General features: G+C 40.8%; 14 protein-coding genes. 1 reads left to right on the forward strand and 13 read right to left on the reverse strand.

The features are described from left to right. Window position 1: 1 nt before the first annotated feature. The 8 genes from QE422_RS02920 to QE422_RS02955 form a co-directional block, all read right to left on the reverse strand. Window positions 2–910: a hypothetical protein gene (locus QE422_RS02920; RefSeq protein ID WP_307454946.1), complete on the reverse strand. Its 909-nt coding sequence runs from the start codon at window positions 908–910 to the stop codon at window positions 2–4. Window positions 911–1,135: 225 nt separating this feature from the next. After that, window positions 1,136–2,146, reverse strand: coding sequence for a hypothetical protein (locus QE422_RS02925; protein ID WP_307454947.1), 1,011 nt, complete (start codon window positions 2,144–2,146; stop codon window positions 1,136–1,138). A gap of 163 nt (window positions 2,147–2,309) precedes the next feature. Next, the gene (locus tag QE422_RS02930; RefSeq protein ID WP_307454948.1) at window positions 2,310–3,641 is read right to left on the reverse strand and encodes a quinol:cytochrome C oxidoreductase; all 1,332 of its coding nucleotides are present in this window, start codon (window positions 3,639–3,641) and stop codon (window positions 2,310–2,312) included. Between the two features lie 8 nt (window positions 3,642–3,649). After that, window positions 3,650–4,384 (reverse strand): cytochrome c, encoded by a 735-nt coding sequence (locus QE422_RS02935; protein ID WP_307454949.1) that lies wholly within the window; start codon window positions 4,382–4,384, stop codon window positions 3,650–3,652. Beyond that, window positions 4,377–4,898, reverse strand: a complete 522-nt coding sequence (locus QE422_RS02940) for a DUF3341 domain-containing protein (RefSeq protein WP_034691794.1) — start codon at window positions 4,896–4,898, stop codon at window positions 4,377–4,379. The genes QE422_RS02935 and QE422_RS02940 overlap by 8 nt, the downstream gene beginning before the upstream one ends. Beyond that, window positions 4,885–6,282: an NrfD/PsrC family molybdoenzyme membrane anchor subunit gene (nrfD, locus tag QE422_RS02945; protein ID WP_307454951.1), complete on the reverse strand. Its 1,398-nt coding sequence runs from the start codon at window positions 6,280–6,282 to the stop codon at window positions 4,885–4,887. Before nrfD ends, QE422_RS02940 begins: the two co-directional genes overlap by 14 nt. 25 nt (window positions 6,283–6,307) lie before the next feature. After that, the gene (locus QE422_RS02950; RefSeq protein ID WP_307454952.1) at window positions 6,308–9,370 is read right to left on the reverse strand and encodes a TAT-variant-translocated molybdopterin oxidoreductase; all 3,063 of its coding nucleotides are present in this window, start codon (window positions 9,368–9,370) and stop codon (window positions 6,308–6,310) included. Window positions 9,371–9,393: 23 nt separating this feature from the next. Then, window positions 9,394–10,761, reverse strand: a complete 1,368-nt coding sequence (locus QE422_RS02955; RefSeq protein ID WP_307454953.1) for a c-type cytochrome — start codon at window positions 10,759–10,761, stop codon at window positions 9,394–9,396. Window positions 10,762–10,945: 184 nt separating this feature from the next. On the opposite strand from QE422_RS02955, the gene QE422_RS02960 reads away from it, so the two are divergent. After that, window positions 10,946–11,485 carry an SPOR domain-containing protein gene (locus QE422_RS02960; RefSeq protein WP_307454954.1) on the forward strand — a complete coding sequence of 180 codons (540 nt, stop codon included), beginning with the start codon at window positions 10,946–10,948 and terminating at the stop codon, window positions 11,483–11,485. Between the two features lie 83 nt (window positions 11,486–11,568). Here QE422_RS02960 and QE422_RS02965 read toward each other — a convergent pair whose 3' ends face one another. The 5 genes from QE422_RS02965 to QE422_RS02985 all read right to left on the reverse strand — a co-directional run bounded on the left by QE422_RS02965 (window position 11,569) and on the right by QE422_RS02985 (window position 18,359). Then, window positions 11,569–11,958 (reverse strand): DUF6080 domain-containing protein, encoded by a 390-nt coding sequence (locus tag QE422_RS02965; RefSeq protein ID WP_307454955.1) that lies wholly within the window; start codon window positions 11,956–11,958, stop codon window positions 11,569–11,571. Continuing rightward, complete coding sequence (locus QE422_RS02970) at window positions 11,955–12,845, reverse strand: DUF6080 domain-containing protein (RefSeq protein WP_307454956.1); 891 nt, start codon at window positions 12,843–12,845, stop codon at window positions 11,955–11,957. The genes QE422_RS02965 and QE422_RS02970 overlap by 4 nt, the downstream gene beginning before the upstream one ends. A 122-nt stretch (window positions 12,846–12,967) precedes the next feature. Then, window positions 12,968–14,029 (reverse strand): hypothetical protein, encoded by a 1,062-nt coding sequence (locus QE422_RS02975; RefSeq protein WP_307454957.1) that lies wholly within the window; start codon window positions 14,027–14,029, stop codon window positions 12,968–12,970. A gap of 334 nt (window positions 14,030–14,363) precedes the next feature. Continuing rightward, on the reverse strand, window positions 14,364–15,905 hold the full coding sequence (locus tag QE422_RS02980) for a YdiU family protein (RefSeq protein ID WP_307454958.1): 1,542 nt from the start codon (window positions 15,903–15,905) through the stop codon (window positions 14,364–14,366). Window positions 15,906–15,980: 75 nt separating this feature from the next. Next, window positions 15,981–18,359, reverse strand: a complete 2,379-nt coding sequence (locus QE422_RS02985) for a transglycosylase domain-containing protein (RefSeq protein WP_307454959.1) — start codon at window positions 18,357–18,359, stop codon at window positions 15,981–15,983. Window positions 18,360–18,363: the final 4 nt, after the last annotated feature.

The raw sequence follows: 18,363 nt of genomic DNA on the forward strand, positions 1-18,363 counted from the left end.
GTTAATTTTTTGTGTAGAGTGCATTGATGTTCTGTTTTTCTTTCAGTTCTTCTTTTAAAAAGGAAGCAAGAGCATTCTGCATATCCGGAAAAGAAGGGTTTTCCCAATAGTTTGAGGTATAATAACTTCTGTTGATGTCGAATTTTATTTTATCCTCATGCTTGTCATCACCGGAATCGAATGCGGTCGGATAGAAATTAGTATAAACGTTAACGACGTTATATATCGGTTCTTTTTTGTATTTCAGCTTCATTGATGAGGTTTCTCTGTATTCCAGCAGATCTTCCAGTTGTTTTGGGGAATTCCCGGTATAGATGATATCGGTACTGTTTCTGGCATCAAAAATATGGTAGCCGAATATTGCGAAGCCTTTTTCCTGAAGACGTTCTTCTTTAATTTCAATTTTATCTCTTTCTCCATTTTCCGATTTATAGAAAATTGGGTTCTTGGTCTTTTTATGCGAATTAATATTTACCAGTCCTTTCATTTGAGGAACATGCATATAGATGGCGTAGTCCCAGGAAGAAAATTTCTGGGGATCCCATTCCGGTTTCGGCATTCTGAAAATACGGTACTGTTCAATCCGGGTGCTTTTCAGTTTTTTGGTTTTACGGTCAAAAATATAGGTGATAATTCCATCGGCATATCCGTGTATGGTATTGTTGAGCGTGGCATAAGTGGTAAAGTTTCCTTTCATGTAGACGTACTTTCCCGATTTATTTTTTCTGATAGGTATCGTGTCAAGGTCTTTTACCGGGTTATTGATTTTAGTAATGGGCTGATCGAAATCGTAAGTCATAGAAACTTTTGGCAGCGGTGAAGCAGTTTTCTCAGAAACGGAGGTGATGCTCCGTGCATGGATCAGGCTGTACAATGTGATCATTAAGAATAGCAGTGTACTTTTTTTCATAGGATATTATTTATTGTTGATTGAATGTACATCTATAAGACAACTTAAAAAGCAAAAAGGTTTCAAACAATGAATATTTATTGTAAAATAAAAAGACTGATGGGTACTCATCAGTCTTTTCGGTTACATTCCGATAAATTCTATGAAAGGATAATTAAAATTTAGGTATTTAGAAAATCTTTTCGGTGCACTTTTTAGAATTAAATGCTGAAAAAGACAGGCCTATTACTTTTGATTGGGCTTTTCTTTCAGATCCTCTTTGAAAAAGCTGCTGAAAACAGGCTGCATATTCGGGAAATCAGGGTCTTCCCAATATTTTGTAGTGTAGTGGCTGCTGTTGATGTCAAACTGCATCTTCTCTATTTTCTCATTACCGAAATCTATATCGATAGGATAAAAATTATTGTAAATGGTAATATCATTATATTGAGGTTCGCTTTTGTGTTTTAATTTAACAAATTCGATGCGGTTATACTCCAGTAGGTCTCTGAGTTTCTTTTGTGAATTTGGAACATATGAAATATTAAGAATATTTTTAGCATCAGAAATACGATATCCCAGAAATCCCATCTCTTCATCATTGGTGATTTCCGTAAGTTCGATCTGGTCTTTCTTTTCGCTTTTCAGTTCTTTGAAAACAATATCTTTAATGGTTTTATAACCATCAACATTTTCGATGTTTTTTAATTTCGGAACTTTTAAAAACATTCCGTAATCCCAGGAAGAAAGTTTTTTACGGTCCATTTCTGCATTCTCCAGCCTGAAGATCCGATACTGTTCGACCTGCGTACTTTTCAGCTTTTTTGTTTTGTTATCAAAAATATAGGTCACAATTCCGTCTGCGTAGGAATTCAATTTATTGTTAAGGGTAACATAGGCATTGAAGTTTCCTTTCACAAAAATATATTTTGCCGGTTTCTCCTTTTTTACAACAACGGTCTCGATATCTTTAATCCGGTCATTAATTTTAATCACGTCGTGATTAAAATCCGAGTAGGCTAATGTGGCGACAGAGATATTATCATATACCAGCTGGAATTTTTCCTGCTCCGGCTTTAAGGATTGTTTATTGATTTTACCATCAATATCCGAGAATGCTACAATGCTTCCGTCTTTCGCGAAAACCGAAACTTTGGGCAAAGGTTTATTGGTCTTTTCTGAAATAAAAGTAATGCTTTGTGCATGGGCAAAGTGCAATAATAAAACAAAAAGGAAGAAGAAGATTTTTTTTGTCATGGTGGTTTTGGTTTAATTAGTATTTAACTTCATGTAAGTTCTACTCATAAGACAACCAAAAACCCAAAAAGGTTGCACAGCTTTGCTTTTTTTTCGCGTTAACACAAAAAAAAGACTGATCGTTATGATCAGTCCTTTGTTTTTATCTTGTTATCAGCGTTCCTTAGAAAGGATACTCATAAATTTCAGATTCATGTAAGTAAGGGTTTCCTGTAGGGATAAGTTTAAGTTTAGATAATGCAGAAAGCACGGTAAACATAAATAATCCAACCACAAAAAGGATAGCTCCTAAAATCAGGATAAATACTTCTGGCGTTTTCCAGTATGGTCCTACCGTTCCAGGCATTACCATGTTGAAGTAATCCAGGATATGCCCGCAGATCACTACGATAGCCATAATTGTCACCACTTTGTAGTTTCTCTTGATGCTGCTGCTCACCAATACCAATAACGGTAATAAGAAGTTTACGATAAGCATCGGTAAGAAAGTAGGAGAGTAGTGCTGGAATCTTCCGAAGAAATAATTTACCTCTTCCGGAATGTTCGCATACCAGTATAGCATGAACTGTGCAAACCAGGTATACGTCCAAAGCATACTTGTAGCAAATAAGAATACTCCTAAATCGTGTAAGTGGTTATCGTTGAACTGAGGAAGAAATCCGTTTTTCTTCAAATAAACACTTAAAAGGATAATCACTGCAATACCACTTGAAAGGCAGCTCACCATAGAATACCAGATATACATGGTAGAATACCAGTGAGGGTCGATGGACATCAACCAGTCCCAAGCCCAAGCCGCAGAAGCAAATCCGAAGAATGCGATATATCCTACTGCCCATCTGTAAAGCATCTGATATTCTGTTCTTGATTTTGTTTCGTCAACTTTTTTAGACTGAGCTTTCAGCTTCCATGAGAAGAAAGAAGCACCCAATACATAGATGAAAGTTCTTACAGCATAGAAAGGAATATTTAAGAAAATTCTCTTTTCAAATAAAATCACGTCAAAATGAGGTGAGTTAGGATCGGTAAGCTCCGGATCCATCCAGTGGAACAGGTGTCCCTGGTGGGTAATGTTCAGAAGCATCAGGATGATAAGGATCGCACCACCGTAAGGAATATAAGAAGCAATTGCTTCCATTACTCTGGTAATGATGATCGGCCATCCTGCGTGGGCAGCGTGCTGAATAGAATAGAAGAATAATACGCAGCAGCTTACGCCGAAGAAAAATACAGCTACAAAATGTATGGCCGCTAAAGGCTGGTTGTGTACCTGAAGTTCAGCATGCTCAAGGTGAGCCGCATGATCCTGAGGACCTACCATTTCACTTGAGTGCGTAGGAGCGTCATGACCTGAAGCATGAACCGCTTCCATCATGTGTTCTATTTTCTCCGTAGTAATTCCTTTATTTAAAAAGAAACCGATACCAAACAGAACTAAACCTACAACAAGAAGGATTATAGAAGTTGATTTTAATTTTGGTGAAAAACTATACATTTCTTTTCTTATTTTTTAGTTTCGGTAGTCGTTTCTGGTTTCGCTGCAGCAGTAGCCGGAGCTGCAGTTGCCGTAGTGGCTGTAGCTGTAGCGGTTGCAGCAGCAGGTGCGGCAGCGCCTTTTTTGAAGGCATTCATTACATACATCGCCACTCTCCATCGGTCTCCTGCGTTCAATTGTCCCGCATAAGATCCCATCGCGTTTCTACCGTTTGTTATTACATAATGAACAGATCCTACAGTGATTTCTCTGTCAGCATAGTTCGGTACACCGGAGAAAGCTCCCGATTGTACGATTGGCCCTTGTCCGTCTCCACCTACACCGTGACAAGCTGAACAGGTTTTCTCAAAAAGGTTTTTACCTCTTTCAAGATCCTTTGCTGCATTGGCAGGATTCAGGGGAGAAGTGGTTACGGTTTTGGAAGCGTCGTAACCTGCATTATACTGATCCGGTGTTTTAGGAAGCAAAGCTTCTTCGAAAATACCGTCTTTGTTCTGTGGAACAGATCCTTCTACGGGAGTAAGTCCTGTGGCTCCGTTATTTCTTACAAAAGCAGGGATCTCATTTTCATGGTCCGAATAGGCATCCTGAGCTTTCATCAATGGATCGTAAGCTACCGGGAAATACATGTCCGGGAAATAGACCAGCGGAGTATTGTCTTTCGGTCCGCAAGAGTTAAGTAAAACGGTTGTTAAACCTAAAACTGCTGTAATTCTTAATACATTCTTTTTCATTTTAAGCATCTTTAACAGTTATTTCTTCAACTCCGGTTTCGATAAGCAACTGCTTTACAGATTCTACATCTTCCGTTACAAATTCCATCATGAATTTATCATCCGTTGTTCTCGGATCTGGGTTTTGTGCAGGCGCTCCCGGATACATTTTGTTTCTTACCAAGAAAGTTAATGACATCATGTGAGCGGCACAGAATACCATAAGCTCGAACATTGGTACTACGAAAGCCGGCATGTTGTGTCCCCAGTCGAAAGCTGGTTTACCACCGATATTCTGCGGCCAGTCGTGGTTCATCACGTACCATGTTAAAGTAGCTCCAATCGTTACTCCATAAAGAGCATAAAGAAAAGCGGCATCAGAAATTCTTGTTTTCTTCAAACCTAAAGCTTTGTCTAGCCCGTGAACCGGAAACGGAGTATATACTTCGTTAATTGCGATTCCTTTATCGTTGAATGCCTTAACGCCGTTCATCAAATCGTCGTCGTCGGCATAAAGTCCGTATACAATTTTAGTGGTGCTCATCTCCTTCTTTTGCTTTATAAGTTTCACCTGAGATTTTCAAAATCGATTTTAATTCGGCCTGTGCGATTACAGGGAATGTTCTTGCATATAATAAGAATAATACAGAGAAGAACCCGATTGTTCCTAAGTATACACCCACATCAATGATCGTTGGCTTAAACATCGTCCAAGATCCAGGTAAGTAGTCTCTTGAAAGGTTGATTACGATAATGTCGAAACGCTCGAACCACATCCCGATGTTGATGATCAATGCAATGATAAAAGTTGCAATAATGTTTGTTCTTACTTTCTTAAACCAGAAGAATGCAGGAATAACAAGGTTACAGATAATCAACGACCAGAATGCCCACCAGTAAGGACCTACGGCAGCACCCGGAGAAAGATACGTAAAGTCTTCGAATCTTGATCCTGAATACCATCCGATAAAATATTCCGTAGCATAAGCTACCGTTACCATACCACCTGTTAAGATGATTACGATGTTCATAATCTCGATATGGTACATCGTGATGTAGTCTTCTAAGTGACATACTTTTCTTGCAATCAACAATAACGTCTGTACCATCGCGAATCCTGAGAAGATTGCACCGGCAACGAAGTAAGGAGGATAGATCGTAGAGTGCCATCCTTTAATTACCGACGTGGCGAAGTCAAATGATACCGTGGTGTGTACCGAGAATACAAGCGGTGTTGCCAATCCTGCAAGAACCAAAGAAAGCTCTTCGAATCTCTGCCAGTGTTTTGCTTTACCACCCCAACCGAAGGCCAGGAATGTATAAATCTTTTTAGTCCAAGGTGTTTTTGCTCTGTCTCTGATCATTGCAAAGTCAGGAATCAGTCCCATGAACCAGAATACTGTAGATACTGAGAAATACGTAGAGATCGCAAATACGTCCCAAAGTAGAGGAGAGTTGAAGTTCCCCCAAAGAGAACCGAATTGGTTTGGTAAAGGGAATACCCAATATCCTACCCAAACTCTACCCATGTGAATTACCGGGAAGATTGCTGCCTGTACTACTGCGAAGATCGTCATCGCTTCCGCAGATCGGTTTACAGACATTCTCCATCGCTGTCTAAATAATAATAATACCGCTGAGATTAGTGTTCCGGCGTGACCGATACCTACCCACCATACAAAGTTAGTAATATCCCAACCCCAGTTAATAGTTCTGTTAAGTCCCCATGCTCCAATACCTGTTCCGATCGTATAGGCGATACACCCGAATCCATAGATGAATAGAACCAAGGCTGCATACAGTGAAATCCACCATAATTTACCTGCTCTTTCTTCGATAGGTCGTGCAATATCTTCCGTGATATCGTGATAAGTTTTGTGACCAATAATTAGAGGTTCCCTTATCGGAGCTTCGTAATGTCCTGACATTTTTTACCTATTTATTATTTAAACTTTATTTTTCTACTCTGTTTCTTACCTTCGTATGATAGAACACATTTGGTTTGGTTCCGATCTCTTCAAGTAAATAATATCTTCTGTTATCAGCGTATAATTTTCTGATTTCAGATTCTTTGTCATTCATGTCTCCGAACTGGATCGATCCTGTAGTACAAGCTTTTGAACATGCTGTCTGGAACTCTCCGTCTTTTACGATTCTACCTTCTTTTTTAGCTTCAAGAATAGTAGTCTGAGTCATCTGGATACATAATGAACATTTTTCCATTACCCCTCTCGTTCTTACCACTACATCCGGGTTCAGTACCATTCTCCCAAGATCGTTGTTCATATTGAAGTCGAACTTGTCATTCAGGTTATACGTAAACCAGTTGAAACGTCTTACTTTATAAGGACAGTTGTTTGCACAATATCTTGTACCGATACATCTGTTGTAAGCCATGTGGTTCTGTCCCTGCTTACCGTGCGAAGTTGCCGCTACCGGACAAACTGTTTCACAAGGAGCATGGTTACAGTGCTGACACATTACCGGCTGGAAGATCACATCAGGATTATCCGCTGGGTGGTTCAATGCACCGCCTTCTTTATTGAAAGCTGTTCCGTATAATTCCGGAACGGCCATTCCTTCTTTTAATCCTTCGTATACTTCTACTTTCTGTCTTGCAGAATAGTAACGGTCGATTCTTAACCAGTACATATCCCTGGACATTCTGATCTCGTCTTTTCCTACAACAGGAACGTTGTTCTCTGCCTGGCAGGCGATGATACAAGATCCACAACCTGTACAAGAGTTCAAGTCGATCGACATGTTGAAGTGAGGCCCGTCGGTATCATCGAAAGCATCCCAAAGATCGATTTTTCTTGCCGGAAGTGCTCCGCTGATGGTATGATATTCCAAAGGCTTGTTCCATCCTTTGTGCTCATCATCGAACGCTACGTTTAAGAAATCAGCCAAAGGAACTTCTTTTGCGATTTCGTAACGTCCCATTAGGGTATTCTGAAGCTGGATTCCAGCAAATTCGTGGTCTTCACCGGTCTTTTCGATTTTAACGTTTGAAACCGCCAGGTTGGAACCGTCGAATAAAGGATAAGCATTTACCCCTGTGTCCGCTGTAGCTCCTGAGTTTTTCTTACCGTAACCCAATGCAAGACCTACTGATCCTTCTGCCTGTCCCGGCTGAACGAATACAGGAACATCTTTAATGGTAACGCCGTTTACCGTAAGGTTAACGATAGAACCGTCCAGCTGCATTCTCGCATTAAGATCGTTGTCGATTCCTAATCTTTCGGCATCTTTCGGAGACATGGTCAGGTAGTTATCCCAAGACATTCTTGTGATCGGATCCGGTAATTCCTGCAACCAAGGGTTGTTGGCTTGTGTACCGTCTCCCATTGCCGTTTTCGTGTACAATACCAATTCCAGGTCGGAAGGTTTGAACCCACTTACTTCGGCAACCGCCTGTGCTCCGTTTCCTCCTGCATAAGACAACATAGTAGCGTTGTTTGAGGTATTGAAACCGTTGTATAAGGCTTTATTGAAAGATGTTGCTCCTAAAATAGAAGTGGCACTTGCTTTCAGATAATCGTAATAATTGTTGGCAGCGTTGTTTTTACCGTTTTTCCAAACCAATAGCGATTCTTCGATCTGTCTTGATTTGTAGATTTTCTGGATGGTAGGCTGCATTAATGAATATACTCCGCTCTGAGGCTCGATATCTCCCCATGATTCAAGCCAGTTGGCTACAGGGATTACTGCTTTTGCCGCTTTGTACATTTCATTTTTCTTATCGGCAACAGCGATTACATAAGGAACTTTAGCCAAAGATTTTTTGAAATCTTCTCCTTTGTAGTAAGAATAAATCGGGTCTACATTGTTTGCGATCAATACGCCCACCTGACCTGCATTTACCCATCCAAGGAATTCCTGGAATCTTGCCTTGTCGAAATCTTTAAGGAAGTTTGCTTTTCCTGTGAAAGCTACTGATCCTAATTTCTGGTTGATTAAGTGCGCTAAAACCTGAGCTCCTTTGGAACCGTCAGCAAAAACAACCGCTTTGTTTCCTTTTGCCTGAAGTTCTTTAGCAATCCCGTTAGCTGTTTTATCAGAAGAACCACCGCCAACGATAGCGTTGTACACTTCAACCAGCGTTTTGTTTACCTGGCTAGGTTTTAATCTGATTCTTTCATCGGAGTTAGCACCTGTCAGAGACATGTTGGATTCCACTTGGATGTGTCTCAACATGGTTTCTCCCGGCTTTCTTGCTGCAGCGTAAGAAGATTCAAGACCTCCTCCGTTGTAGTCTCCTAAGAAATCTGCCTGGAAAGCTACTACCAATTCAGTTCCTTTAAGGTCGTAAACAGGCAATGCTCTTGTTCCGAATACTTCCTGAGCTGCATCTAATCCGGCAGCATAAGGATAAGCATCATAGGTTATTAATTCAGCAGTAGGATATTTTGCTTTAAATTCAGCGAATAGTTTTTTGAATGTAGGGGAAGCAAAAGAATGCGATAACAATACGATTCTTTTACCTGCAGCGTTAGCCTCTTCCAATCCCTTGATTACGAAACTGTCTACTTTATCGAAAGTTTCGTCTTTTCCTTCAAATTTAGGCTGCTTTACTTTATCATTGTCATAAAGAGAAAGTACGCTGGCCTGAGCTCTTGCGTTTGTTTTCCCTAAATCACCCGCTACCGGGTTCGGTTCAATTTTGATAGGTCTTCCTTCTCTTGTTTTTACCAGAACGCTTGCGAAATCGAATCCATCGAAATAAGTTGAAGCGTAATAGTTAGGAATCCCCGGAATGATGTCATGCGGTTTTACCACATAAGGAATCGTTTTAATTACCGGAGCTTCACAGGCAGCCAATGTTACCGCTGCAGTAGAGAAACCTAATAGTTTTAAGAAATCTCTTCTTGAAGTACCGGAACCGTTGTTTTCCGCGTCTTCAAGGAAATCTTCTACAGGAATTTCTTCCTGGAACTCTTTTTGGGCCAGCTTATTGTTTAAAGCCGGATTTTTAAGTTCGTGAATACTTCTAAATTGTATTTTGTTTGAAGCCATTTGATACTTCTAATTTTTAGTTATTAATAATGACATTTACCACACTCAATACCTCCAATCGCATCTACCGTAATCTTACCACCATCTTTAGGATACTGTTTTTTCAGTTTGTCGTGTAGATTCTTGAAGTATTCTTTATTATAACCGTTGTTCATGTCAACTTCTGTTGTTCTGTGGCATTCGATACACCATCCCATTGTAAAGTCGTTTGCCATCTGCACCACGTTCATGGTATCGATTTTACCGTGACATGCTTTACATACAACATCAATTTTGTTGTTAGGATTCTTTTTGTTGAAAGAATTGATGATCGCCTGTTCTCCTGCTACTACGTGCTGAGCGTGGTTGAAGTATACGAAGTCCGGCATGTTGTGGATTCTTGTCCATTCAACCGGCTGTGTTTTTCCGGTGTACTGCTGTTTTGCAGGATCCCAGCCTGTAGCCGCATAGATCTTCTGGATTTCTCCGTCGTAGAATGCTTTATCTTTTCCTGGCTCCATGTAGTGTTCTGCGTTGTATTCGGAAATCGTTCGGTGACAGTTCATACAAACGTTCATTGAAGGGATTTCAGATACTTTTCCGTATTTGGCACTGGAGTGACAAAGCTGACAGTCGATTTTCTGTTCACCCGCGTGAATTTTGTGTGAGAAATAGATTGGCTGTTCCGGTTTGTATCCTTTGTAAACCCCGATCCACATCAGCCAGTTCCATACGCCGTAAGCCGCTAAGATAGCCAAGATCGCAATTAATCCTTTACCGATATAGTGGTACTTCTTGTAGATTTCGCTGAAAGATTTTACTCTTGATTCGTTAAGTCCTGCAAGATCCTCAGACTGGCCTAGTTTTACCAGTTGTCTCAGTTTGATTAAGATCCAAACAAGAAGACCTGCAATCGCTAAAAGGGAAATGATCACGACGTTGGTCGTTGTAGAGCTTTGCGGTGCTGCATTGGCCGTTCCGGCAGCCGTTGTGTCTTTGGAAGCATCGGTTTTAGCCGGCTCCGGTGCCGGAGGATTAGTGGTATAAGCTAAGATGTCGTCGATATCCTTATCGGTAAGATTTGGAAAGACCTGCATCTCCGTCTTGTTGTACTTTTCAAAAATTTCATTGGCGTACTTGTCACCCGAAGCTCTCAGCTCCTTGTTGTTTTTGATCCATTTGTGAAGCCAGTCTGTGTCTACGCCACCTTCTGTCTTTACCCGTTCTACAACGCCTTTCAGAGGCGGTCCTACAACTTGTTTGTCTAGTGCGTGACATGCAGTACAATTCGCTTTGAAAAGCTTTTCACCATTCTTAGGATCGCCGTCCTGCCCGTAAATTGAAGCACTGGTTGATAACAATAAGCCTATTGCGATCAACGTTTTTCTATAATGCTTTCTCCAACTAATCATTTAAATTATCTTATGTTAGTAAATATTGAACATTCAATCAATCCCGCAAAAATAATATTTTTAACAGGAATTTAACGGTATATAGAAAGGGGAAAATGTCATTTCCGTTTAATTTGTAATTATTCTAAATAACTGTATTTGGTATAATTTTTTAATTTGCCTAAATTTGCGCAAACAACTTTAAATGAAAAATTTGATTAAAATATTTTCGATACTGTTTCTGTTATCATTTTACAGCATTGATGCACAACAGGTTGTAAAAAAAGACACTTTGGCCGGTACGGAACTGACGATGACGATGGATTCCAAAGTAAACGCGGCACTGGAAAGCATCGAGGATAAATGTTCAAAAACCTCTGTGTCAATAGGTTCCAGGGATAACGATGAAGATTATACACCTTCGAAACCCACAAAGATTTATGTTCCGAACCGGGAGCTTACCAATGCGGAAATATGCAGAAAAAACCCGCGGATTTTAGGGTATAAAATCCAGATTACCATTGTAAAAAGCAATGAGGAGGCAAATGAAGTAAAAGCTTATTTCAGAAAGCGTTTCCCGAATCTTAAAGTGGAGACAGATGCATCCTTACGGCCGAATTATAAAATCCTTGCAGGAAGTTATTTCACAAAACAGAGTGCGGCTTCCGATCTTTCAAAAATCAGAGAATATTTTAAATCTGCGGTGGCTGTGCAATACAGAATTTTCTGTGCGGAAGCGAAATAATTTAAGTAAAATAAATAATGAAAGCTGGGAGAATTTCTCAGCTTTTTTATTTGGAATTTGGCTACCTTTTATAGGATTAAATCTTAATAATACCTATTCAAAAACCAGAAGAATTCTGTCATTCTTATATAGTTATTTACCATAAGATAGGCGAATAAAACACAGAAAACGACACTTAAAAAAGACAGGGTTTTCGGGGATTTCCTGTAGATGTAAAACAGCCATCCCAACAGCAGAGGGTATACAAAAACAAAGTGTCCGCCGTAGATGAAAGACGTGTGAAGACCGAATCTCATCAGGCAGTGGATCATGATGTCTACTACGAAAGAAATCATCAAGACCTGGACAAGCTTGTTCCTGAAATTTTTAACATAACTCCACAAAATCATTACCAGTAATGCGGCTATGAAAAAATAGGGGATCCATGAAGAATAAACGTCCATCAAGATGCCTTTGTAATGATAACCATTCATGTTATGTTTATCCCGGATAATAAAGTTTGAAAACAGAAAACATTTCCTCCGAAAAAATAAGACAGGATCATGTCCCAGGTAGGCGTTGAGTTTACATTGGAAAACTTTTCATACTGCTCGTTGGTTTTGCTGAATATATTTTGGTATTTAAAATCGATTCTGTTTAAATAAAGCAGGACGAAGCAGACGCAGGTAAACACAACCCTGAAAGCGGCATTTCCGAATTTTTTCCAGTTCCTGAAAAGATCTTTTTCAAAAGTGACGGGAATAAAAACTTTCACAATATTTGTTACTGTCAGACCGCCGATGGCAATTCCTGAAAATGCCAGTGCCACTGCCGGGATTTTCTCTTCTTTTTTCAGTTTGATTGCCGAATAATGGTGGAATAGCGTAAGGAAGAAAAGGGTATATGTAAAGTTTTCCGGGGTAAAGGACAGTAAAATTGTCGTTGAAAACCCACCGAAAAATACAATCAAAGGAATTGTGAAGAGCAACGGCAGGCCGATGATGTTTTTCAGATATTTAAATACCTGAAGAATGCTCAGGCTCACGGCAAGATTGCTGAGCCACGCCAGCACAAAACGGAAATTCCCATCCATTTTCCCATCCGAAAACAGCAGGGCCAATTCTCGGATCCAGTTGAAAAAGTAATAGGACAGGGGGTGCCTTTCAAAACTTCCGCCCGTCATGACGATCGACTTGTTATCAAAGCTGAAATAGGCATCCCAGGGAATCCGCGCATCGAAAATGATCTTATGGTGAATGGCAATGTATGAGCCCAGATACCCGTATGCGACAAGAAAAAACAGGAAAACGATCAGTTCAGTTCCTGTTGACGGAAAAATCAGTTTAAAGAAATGGACGAATTTTGTTTTGAACTTTGACACGTGCGGAGCTTTCTGCAAAAATAAAAATAAAACCCATCAGAAATGACGGGTTTTTTATAATATGTGGCAGATTCAGTACAATTACTGAATATATTAGTGATTATAGGCCTGATTTCATCCAATTAATTGACAGGAATAGCATACAGCTGATTTTCCGCCCATGATGCTCCTCCAAATTGATCGATGGTGCCCGTATAGCCATTTACATCTACACTCCCGGCCCAGTAATAATAGGTCTTGGCAGTGGAAGAGGTATTGTTCAAAATGATCGCGCCGGAAAGAAGCCCGAATTTGGTGGAAGGACCCCAGCTGCCGCTCATTAAGTTGGAACCAACGATGTCCGGACTAAAAGCAAAGGTCGTGGGGCTGTCTGAAAAGCTGCTCCGTACCCAGATGGACTGGTTGGACGGCATCAGGGCAAAATTAGTAACGAGTTGAGTCGTATTCACGATATATTTGCTGTTAGCCGGAATGGTAATGGATGTGCCGGTGTAATTGTAATTTGCCCAGTTCCCGGAATTAAGATTTACGCCGTTTGCGGAAAAGTTAGCCTGGATTACCGGTGCGGAAGCTGCAGGAAGAGCCTGTTTGCGGATAACACCGTTGTTATCGGCAGTTAACATTACCGTACCTCCGGAAGAAGGGATGGTACGAAGGCGTGCGGTTCCGTTCACATCAAGCGGCTGTGATGGAGTGTTGATTCCGATTCCTACGTTTCCAGCAGCATCAAAAGTCGTAGTGGCAGCAGATCCCGTAATATTCAAAATATTTCCATTGTTGATAATGGTAGTAGCTTGTGAAAGGGATCCTCCGAGACGTGCATCGCTTCCCATTAGAGAAAGTCCGTTACTTGCAGTATAGGTTCTCCCCAGCTTTTGCCACGCGCTTCCATCAAAATAGTAATAGCCGGATGTATTGATATTTGCTGTTTTAACGCTTGTTACGGTTACGCCAGCAGTAGCATAAATAACAGTTCCCGTCTGTTCGGATCCATATTGTGCGTCGGCAGATTGAATCTGGTCTCCGGTAAGTCTTGGCAGAAGAAGGCCTTCGGCAGTAGTGCCGTTGTTGTTTTTTGCGGCTACTTCCATCGTAGCTTTGGGTGTTTGGGTATTAATCCCAACTTGAGAGTAAACGAAGGTCGAAAGTAAAAGACCAACTGCAACAGGTACTTGTTTTTTCATGTTTAAATTTTATAAGTAAAGTTTATTTGAGCAGGAGGATGATACGGATCATGAATGCTATTCAATTCAGCGTATAATCAAAGTATTGGCCACTTAATAAAGTGATGAGTTGGTGCGGCAAATATAATAATTTACTTTTATTTTGCCTGTATGCGCAATAATGTTTTTATATGGTTAAAGAATAATTAATAAAGTGGTATTAAAAAGAAAAAATCATTAATGTATTTAGTTGGCTGTCTGAGCGTCTCTGGTAAGATCTATTCATTATTTGGTATTAAAAAACAAAAATCCTTTCATCGGCTGAAAGGATTCCTGATTGGTAATCTGATGCATCTTATGAACTGCACGAAAGCATTGAGCATCCCGAAATATCATCGTATCCGGACGGTCTTTTCACAGAGAATTCAGGATAAAGTTCCTCATAAGGGTTTTCTAATGCCCGGGTTAATCTGTCAAGCATTTCCGTTTTTCCATTATTAATTTCTTCGATGCATTGATACAGTAAATAATTTCTAAGAATAAATTTCGGATTGGTTCTGCTCATCAATTCAAGAGATTTTTCCTTAGAGATAATATTCCTTTCAAGCCTGGATTGGTAGCTCTGTATAAAGTCCTTAAGCTTTGCCACCTCCTCTTCATTTAGAAACGTATAAGAAACATGTTCGAACTGTTTTTTAAGATCTAAGGTTGCGTCATATTTTTCAAGCTGATTAAAAAACAACGTATAATCAAGCTGAAGATCCTGCATCAGCCCCTGCCATGAGGTAAAAAACTTTTCGTCGCTTGTCAGCAGCTGATCGAACCCGAATTTCCGGCACAGCATCCGGTCGTGGGTTTCCCAGAAATAGCTGCCGTAGTCGTTCAGGATTTCTTCCAGAAACTTTTCGTCTTTTATCAAAGGATGAAGTGCATTGGCCAGCTGCCAAAGGTTCCACTGAGAAACCTGTCCCTGTTTTCCGAAGGCGTATCTCCGTCCCGGCAGATCGGTTGTATTGGGCGTAAAGTTCAGATTGTATTCATCCATCATAGAGTATGGTCCGTAATCGATAGTTAAACCCAGCACCGACATGTTGTCGGTATTCATTACGCCATGAACAAATCCTACGCGGTACCATTCCACCATCAGATCGGCCGTTCTCCGGCAGACATTTTCAAAAAAGTCCCGGTATTTCTGTTCGCCTTCCGAAGTGATTTCTTTAAAATAGTTTTCAATCGTAAAATCAGCAAGCTCCTGCAGGGTTTTATATTCCTGTTGAGCAGACATCAGCTCAAAATGCCCGAAACGCAAAAAGCTTTCGGCAGTCCTGATGACTACAGCTCCTTTTTCCAGTTCGGGATTGCCATTATACATGATGTCCCGGACAACATCTTCTCCCGTAAAAGCAAGACTTAAGGCACGGGTGGTCGGAATTCCCAGGTGAAACATGGCTTCACTCATCAGATATTCCCTCACAGAAGAACGTAATACCGCTCTTCCGTCAGCGTGCCTCGAATAAGGAGTGGCTCCGGCGCCTTTCCATTGGATTTCGTTTCTTTCTCCAGAATCGTTGGTGATTTCTCCTGCCAGGATAGCCCGTCCATCGCCCAGCTGCCCCGCCCAGTTGCCGAACTGATGCCCGGCATAAGCGGTCGCGTAAGTCTTAATGTTCTCAGGAAGGTTATTGCCTACCAGAAAATCCAGATCCTTTTCCTCAAATGTTCCCAATCCGATTTCCTCGGAAAGCTTCCCGTTGAAAGCAATTAACTGTGGATGATCGAAACCGGCGGGAGCGACTGTGGAAAAGAGCACTTTCGGAGTATTCCGCTGCATGGTGTTTCCTGAAAAATCTCCGGGAAAGTTTTTTATAAAGGGTTGGGTGATATTTTCTATATTCATCTATCAAAGGTATTAATTAAAAAAGAAAAGACCTTCCAAATGATTGAAAGGTCTTGTGTATTTCTAAAAGAGAATCTATTTATTGTTGAAGTCAATATCTTCACCTGTATTCAGGTTATCATTGATATTTTCTTCTTTCTTCCCGGTGTTTTTTGGTCCGCTCGGTTCGGCAGGTTTCGGATTTTTGATCTCGTCTATCGTCTGAAGGCCGCCGTCATCACCGTATCCTGAACGTAATCCGTTAAGGTTTGAACAGCCGTCTTTCCATTCCGAAGGTTTTACAAATTTATCATCCGGAGAAATTTTCAGGCTCTTGTCTGCCCAGACTTTCTTCATGTAGATTGCCCAGATCGGTAAGGCCATTTTGGCTCCCTGTCCTTCTCCTGTTCCGTAGAAGTGGGTGGCCCGGTCTTCCCATCCTACCCATGCTCCGGTTGCCAGCTTAGGAACGATTCCCATAAACCAACCATCGGAGTTGTTCTGTGTGGTTCCGGTTTTTCCTGCAATTTCAATGTCTTTGGAAATTCCTTTTCTGCCCAATTCTCCTGAAGCCGTTCCATACTGTGCTACCCCTTTCATCAGTTCGATCATTGTGTAGGCATACAATGGGTTCATCACTTCTTTAGGCTCTACGTTTACTTCTTTAATTACCCTGCTGTTGGCATCTTCAATCCTCCAGATCATTTCCGGTTTGTTGTAGTTTCCGTAATTGGCAAAAGTACTGTAAGCACCCACCATTTCATAAATGGTAATGTCTGATGCTCCTAAAGCCATCGGCAAGCTCGTAGATATTTCTTCGGTTACCCCAAGGTCTCTCGCCGTCTGGATTACGCTTTGGGTACCGGTCATCTCAGCAAGGCGTAAAGCTACCGGGTTTTGTGAATGGGCGAGGGCATCTTTCAATGTCAACATTCCCCCTTTTCCCGGAACGTGATAAGTTCCTTTATTAAAACTGGCATTGGATATAGTGGAACAAGGCGTAAGTCCTAATTTCATGATCGCCGTTGCATATACAAAAGGCTTGAATGTGGAACCTACCTGTCTTTTCCCTTGTTTGATATGATCATATTGGAAATGCTGCCAATCGATACCTCCTACCCAGGCTTTGATTTCCCCGGTTCCTGGAACCATAGACATTAGACCTGCCTGTGCGACTTTCTTGTGCCATCTGATGGAATCCCACGGTGACATTTCCACCTCTTCTTCTCCGGCCCAGGTAAATCTTGACGTTTTAATCGGCTTTTTGAATTCCATTAAAATTGAATCTTCAGAAATACCCGCAGCTTTCAACTGCTTATAACGTCCGGTTCTTTTCATGGCCTGTACCATCAGGTCGTTCACCTGCTGATCGTTAAGATAATAGAACGGCCAGTTTTTACGGCCTCGCTGCTCGACATCAAATCTTTTCTGAAGATCGGTTAAGTGCTCTCTGATCGCATCTTCCGCATACTTCTGCATTCTGGAGTCCAGCGTAACGAATATTTTAAGCCCGTCTTTGTAAAGATTTAATTTCTTTCCGGTATCCTTTTCGTAATCATCAAGATATTTATCGATTTCTTTCTTCAGATAGAACTTATAGTAGGCTGAATAATCGTCGTTGATGTTTTTAATCGGATGATAATCTATTTTAATAGGCGTTGCAACAGCTTTATCAAAAGTAGCCTGATCCAGATATCCTGTTTTCAGCATCTGGTCCAACACAACGTCTCTTCTCATTTTTGCCCGCTCAGGATTTCTCATCGGGTTGTTCTTCACCGGATTTTCAAGCATGGCTACAAACATAGCGGCCTCAGGTAAAGTAAGCTCAGAAGTTTTCTTATTAAAGTAGATTCTTGAAGCCATTTCAATCCCATTAGCATTGTACAGGAAATCAAACTTGTTGAAATACAGAGTGATGATCTCTTCTTTTGTATATCTTTTTTCAAGACTTACTGCTACAACCCATTCTTTCAGCTTCTGGAATGCTCTTTGAATTTTATTCTGAGAAGCTCCATTGGTGAAAAGGAGTTTTGCCAACTGTTGGGTAATGGTAGAACCTCCACCACGGCCTCCTCCGTACACGACAGCCCTTGCAACGGATTGCAGGTCGATTCCGGAATGTTCTTTAAAACGTTCGTCCTCTTTAGCCTGTAACGCATAGATAAGATAAGGCGGAAGATCTTTATAAATAATAGGCTGTGTTTTTTCTTTCTCAAATTTACCCAAAAGCACTCCGTCTGAAGAGTAAATCTGTGAGGCCACATAAATATCCGGGTTTTCAAGTTCTTTTACATCCGGCATTTCCCCGATAAAGCCCTGGGACACCGCGAAAAAAAGTCCTGAAATACCTAAAACTAAAGCAAAAAATCCGATCCAGATAAATTTTACCCATCGTTTCCAGGCAGTATTTTTCTTTTTAGGAGGAAGAGGGAAGGTTTTCCCCTTGTTTCCTGTATTTTGTTTGTTCACTTCCATTAAT

This window comes from Chryseobacterium sp. SORGH_AS_0447 (genome assembly GCF_030818695.1).
Lineage (GTDB): Bacteria > Bacteroidota > Bacteroidia > Flavobacteriales > Weeksellaceae > Chryseobacterium.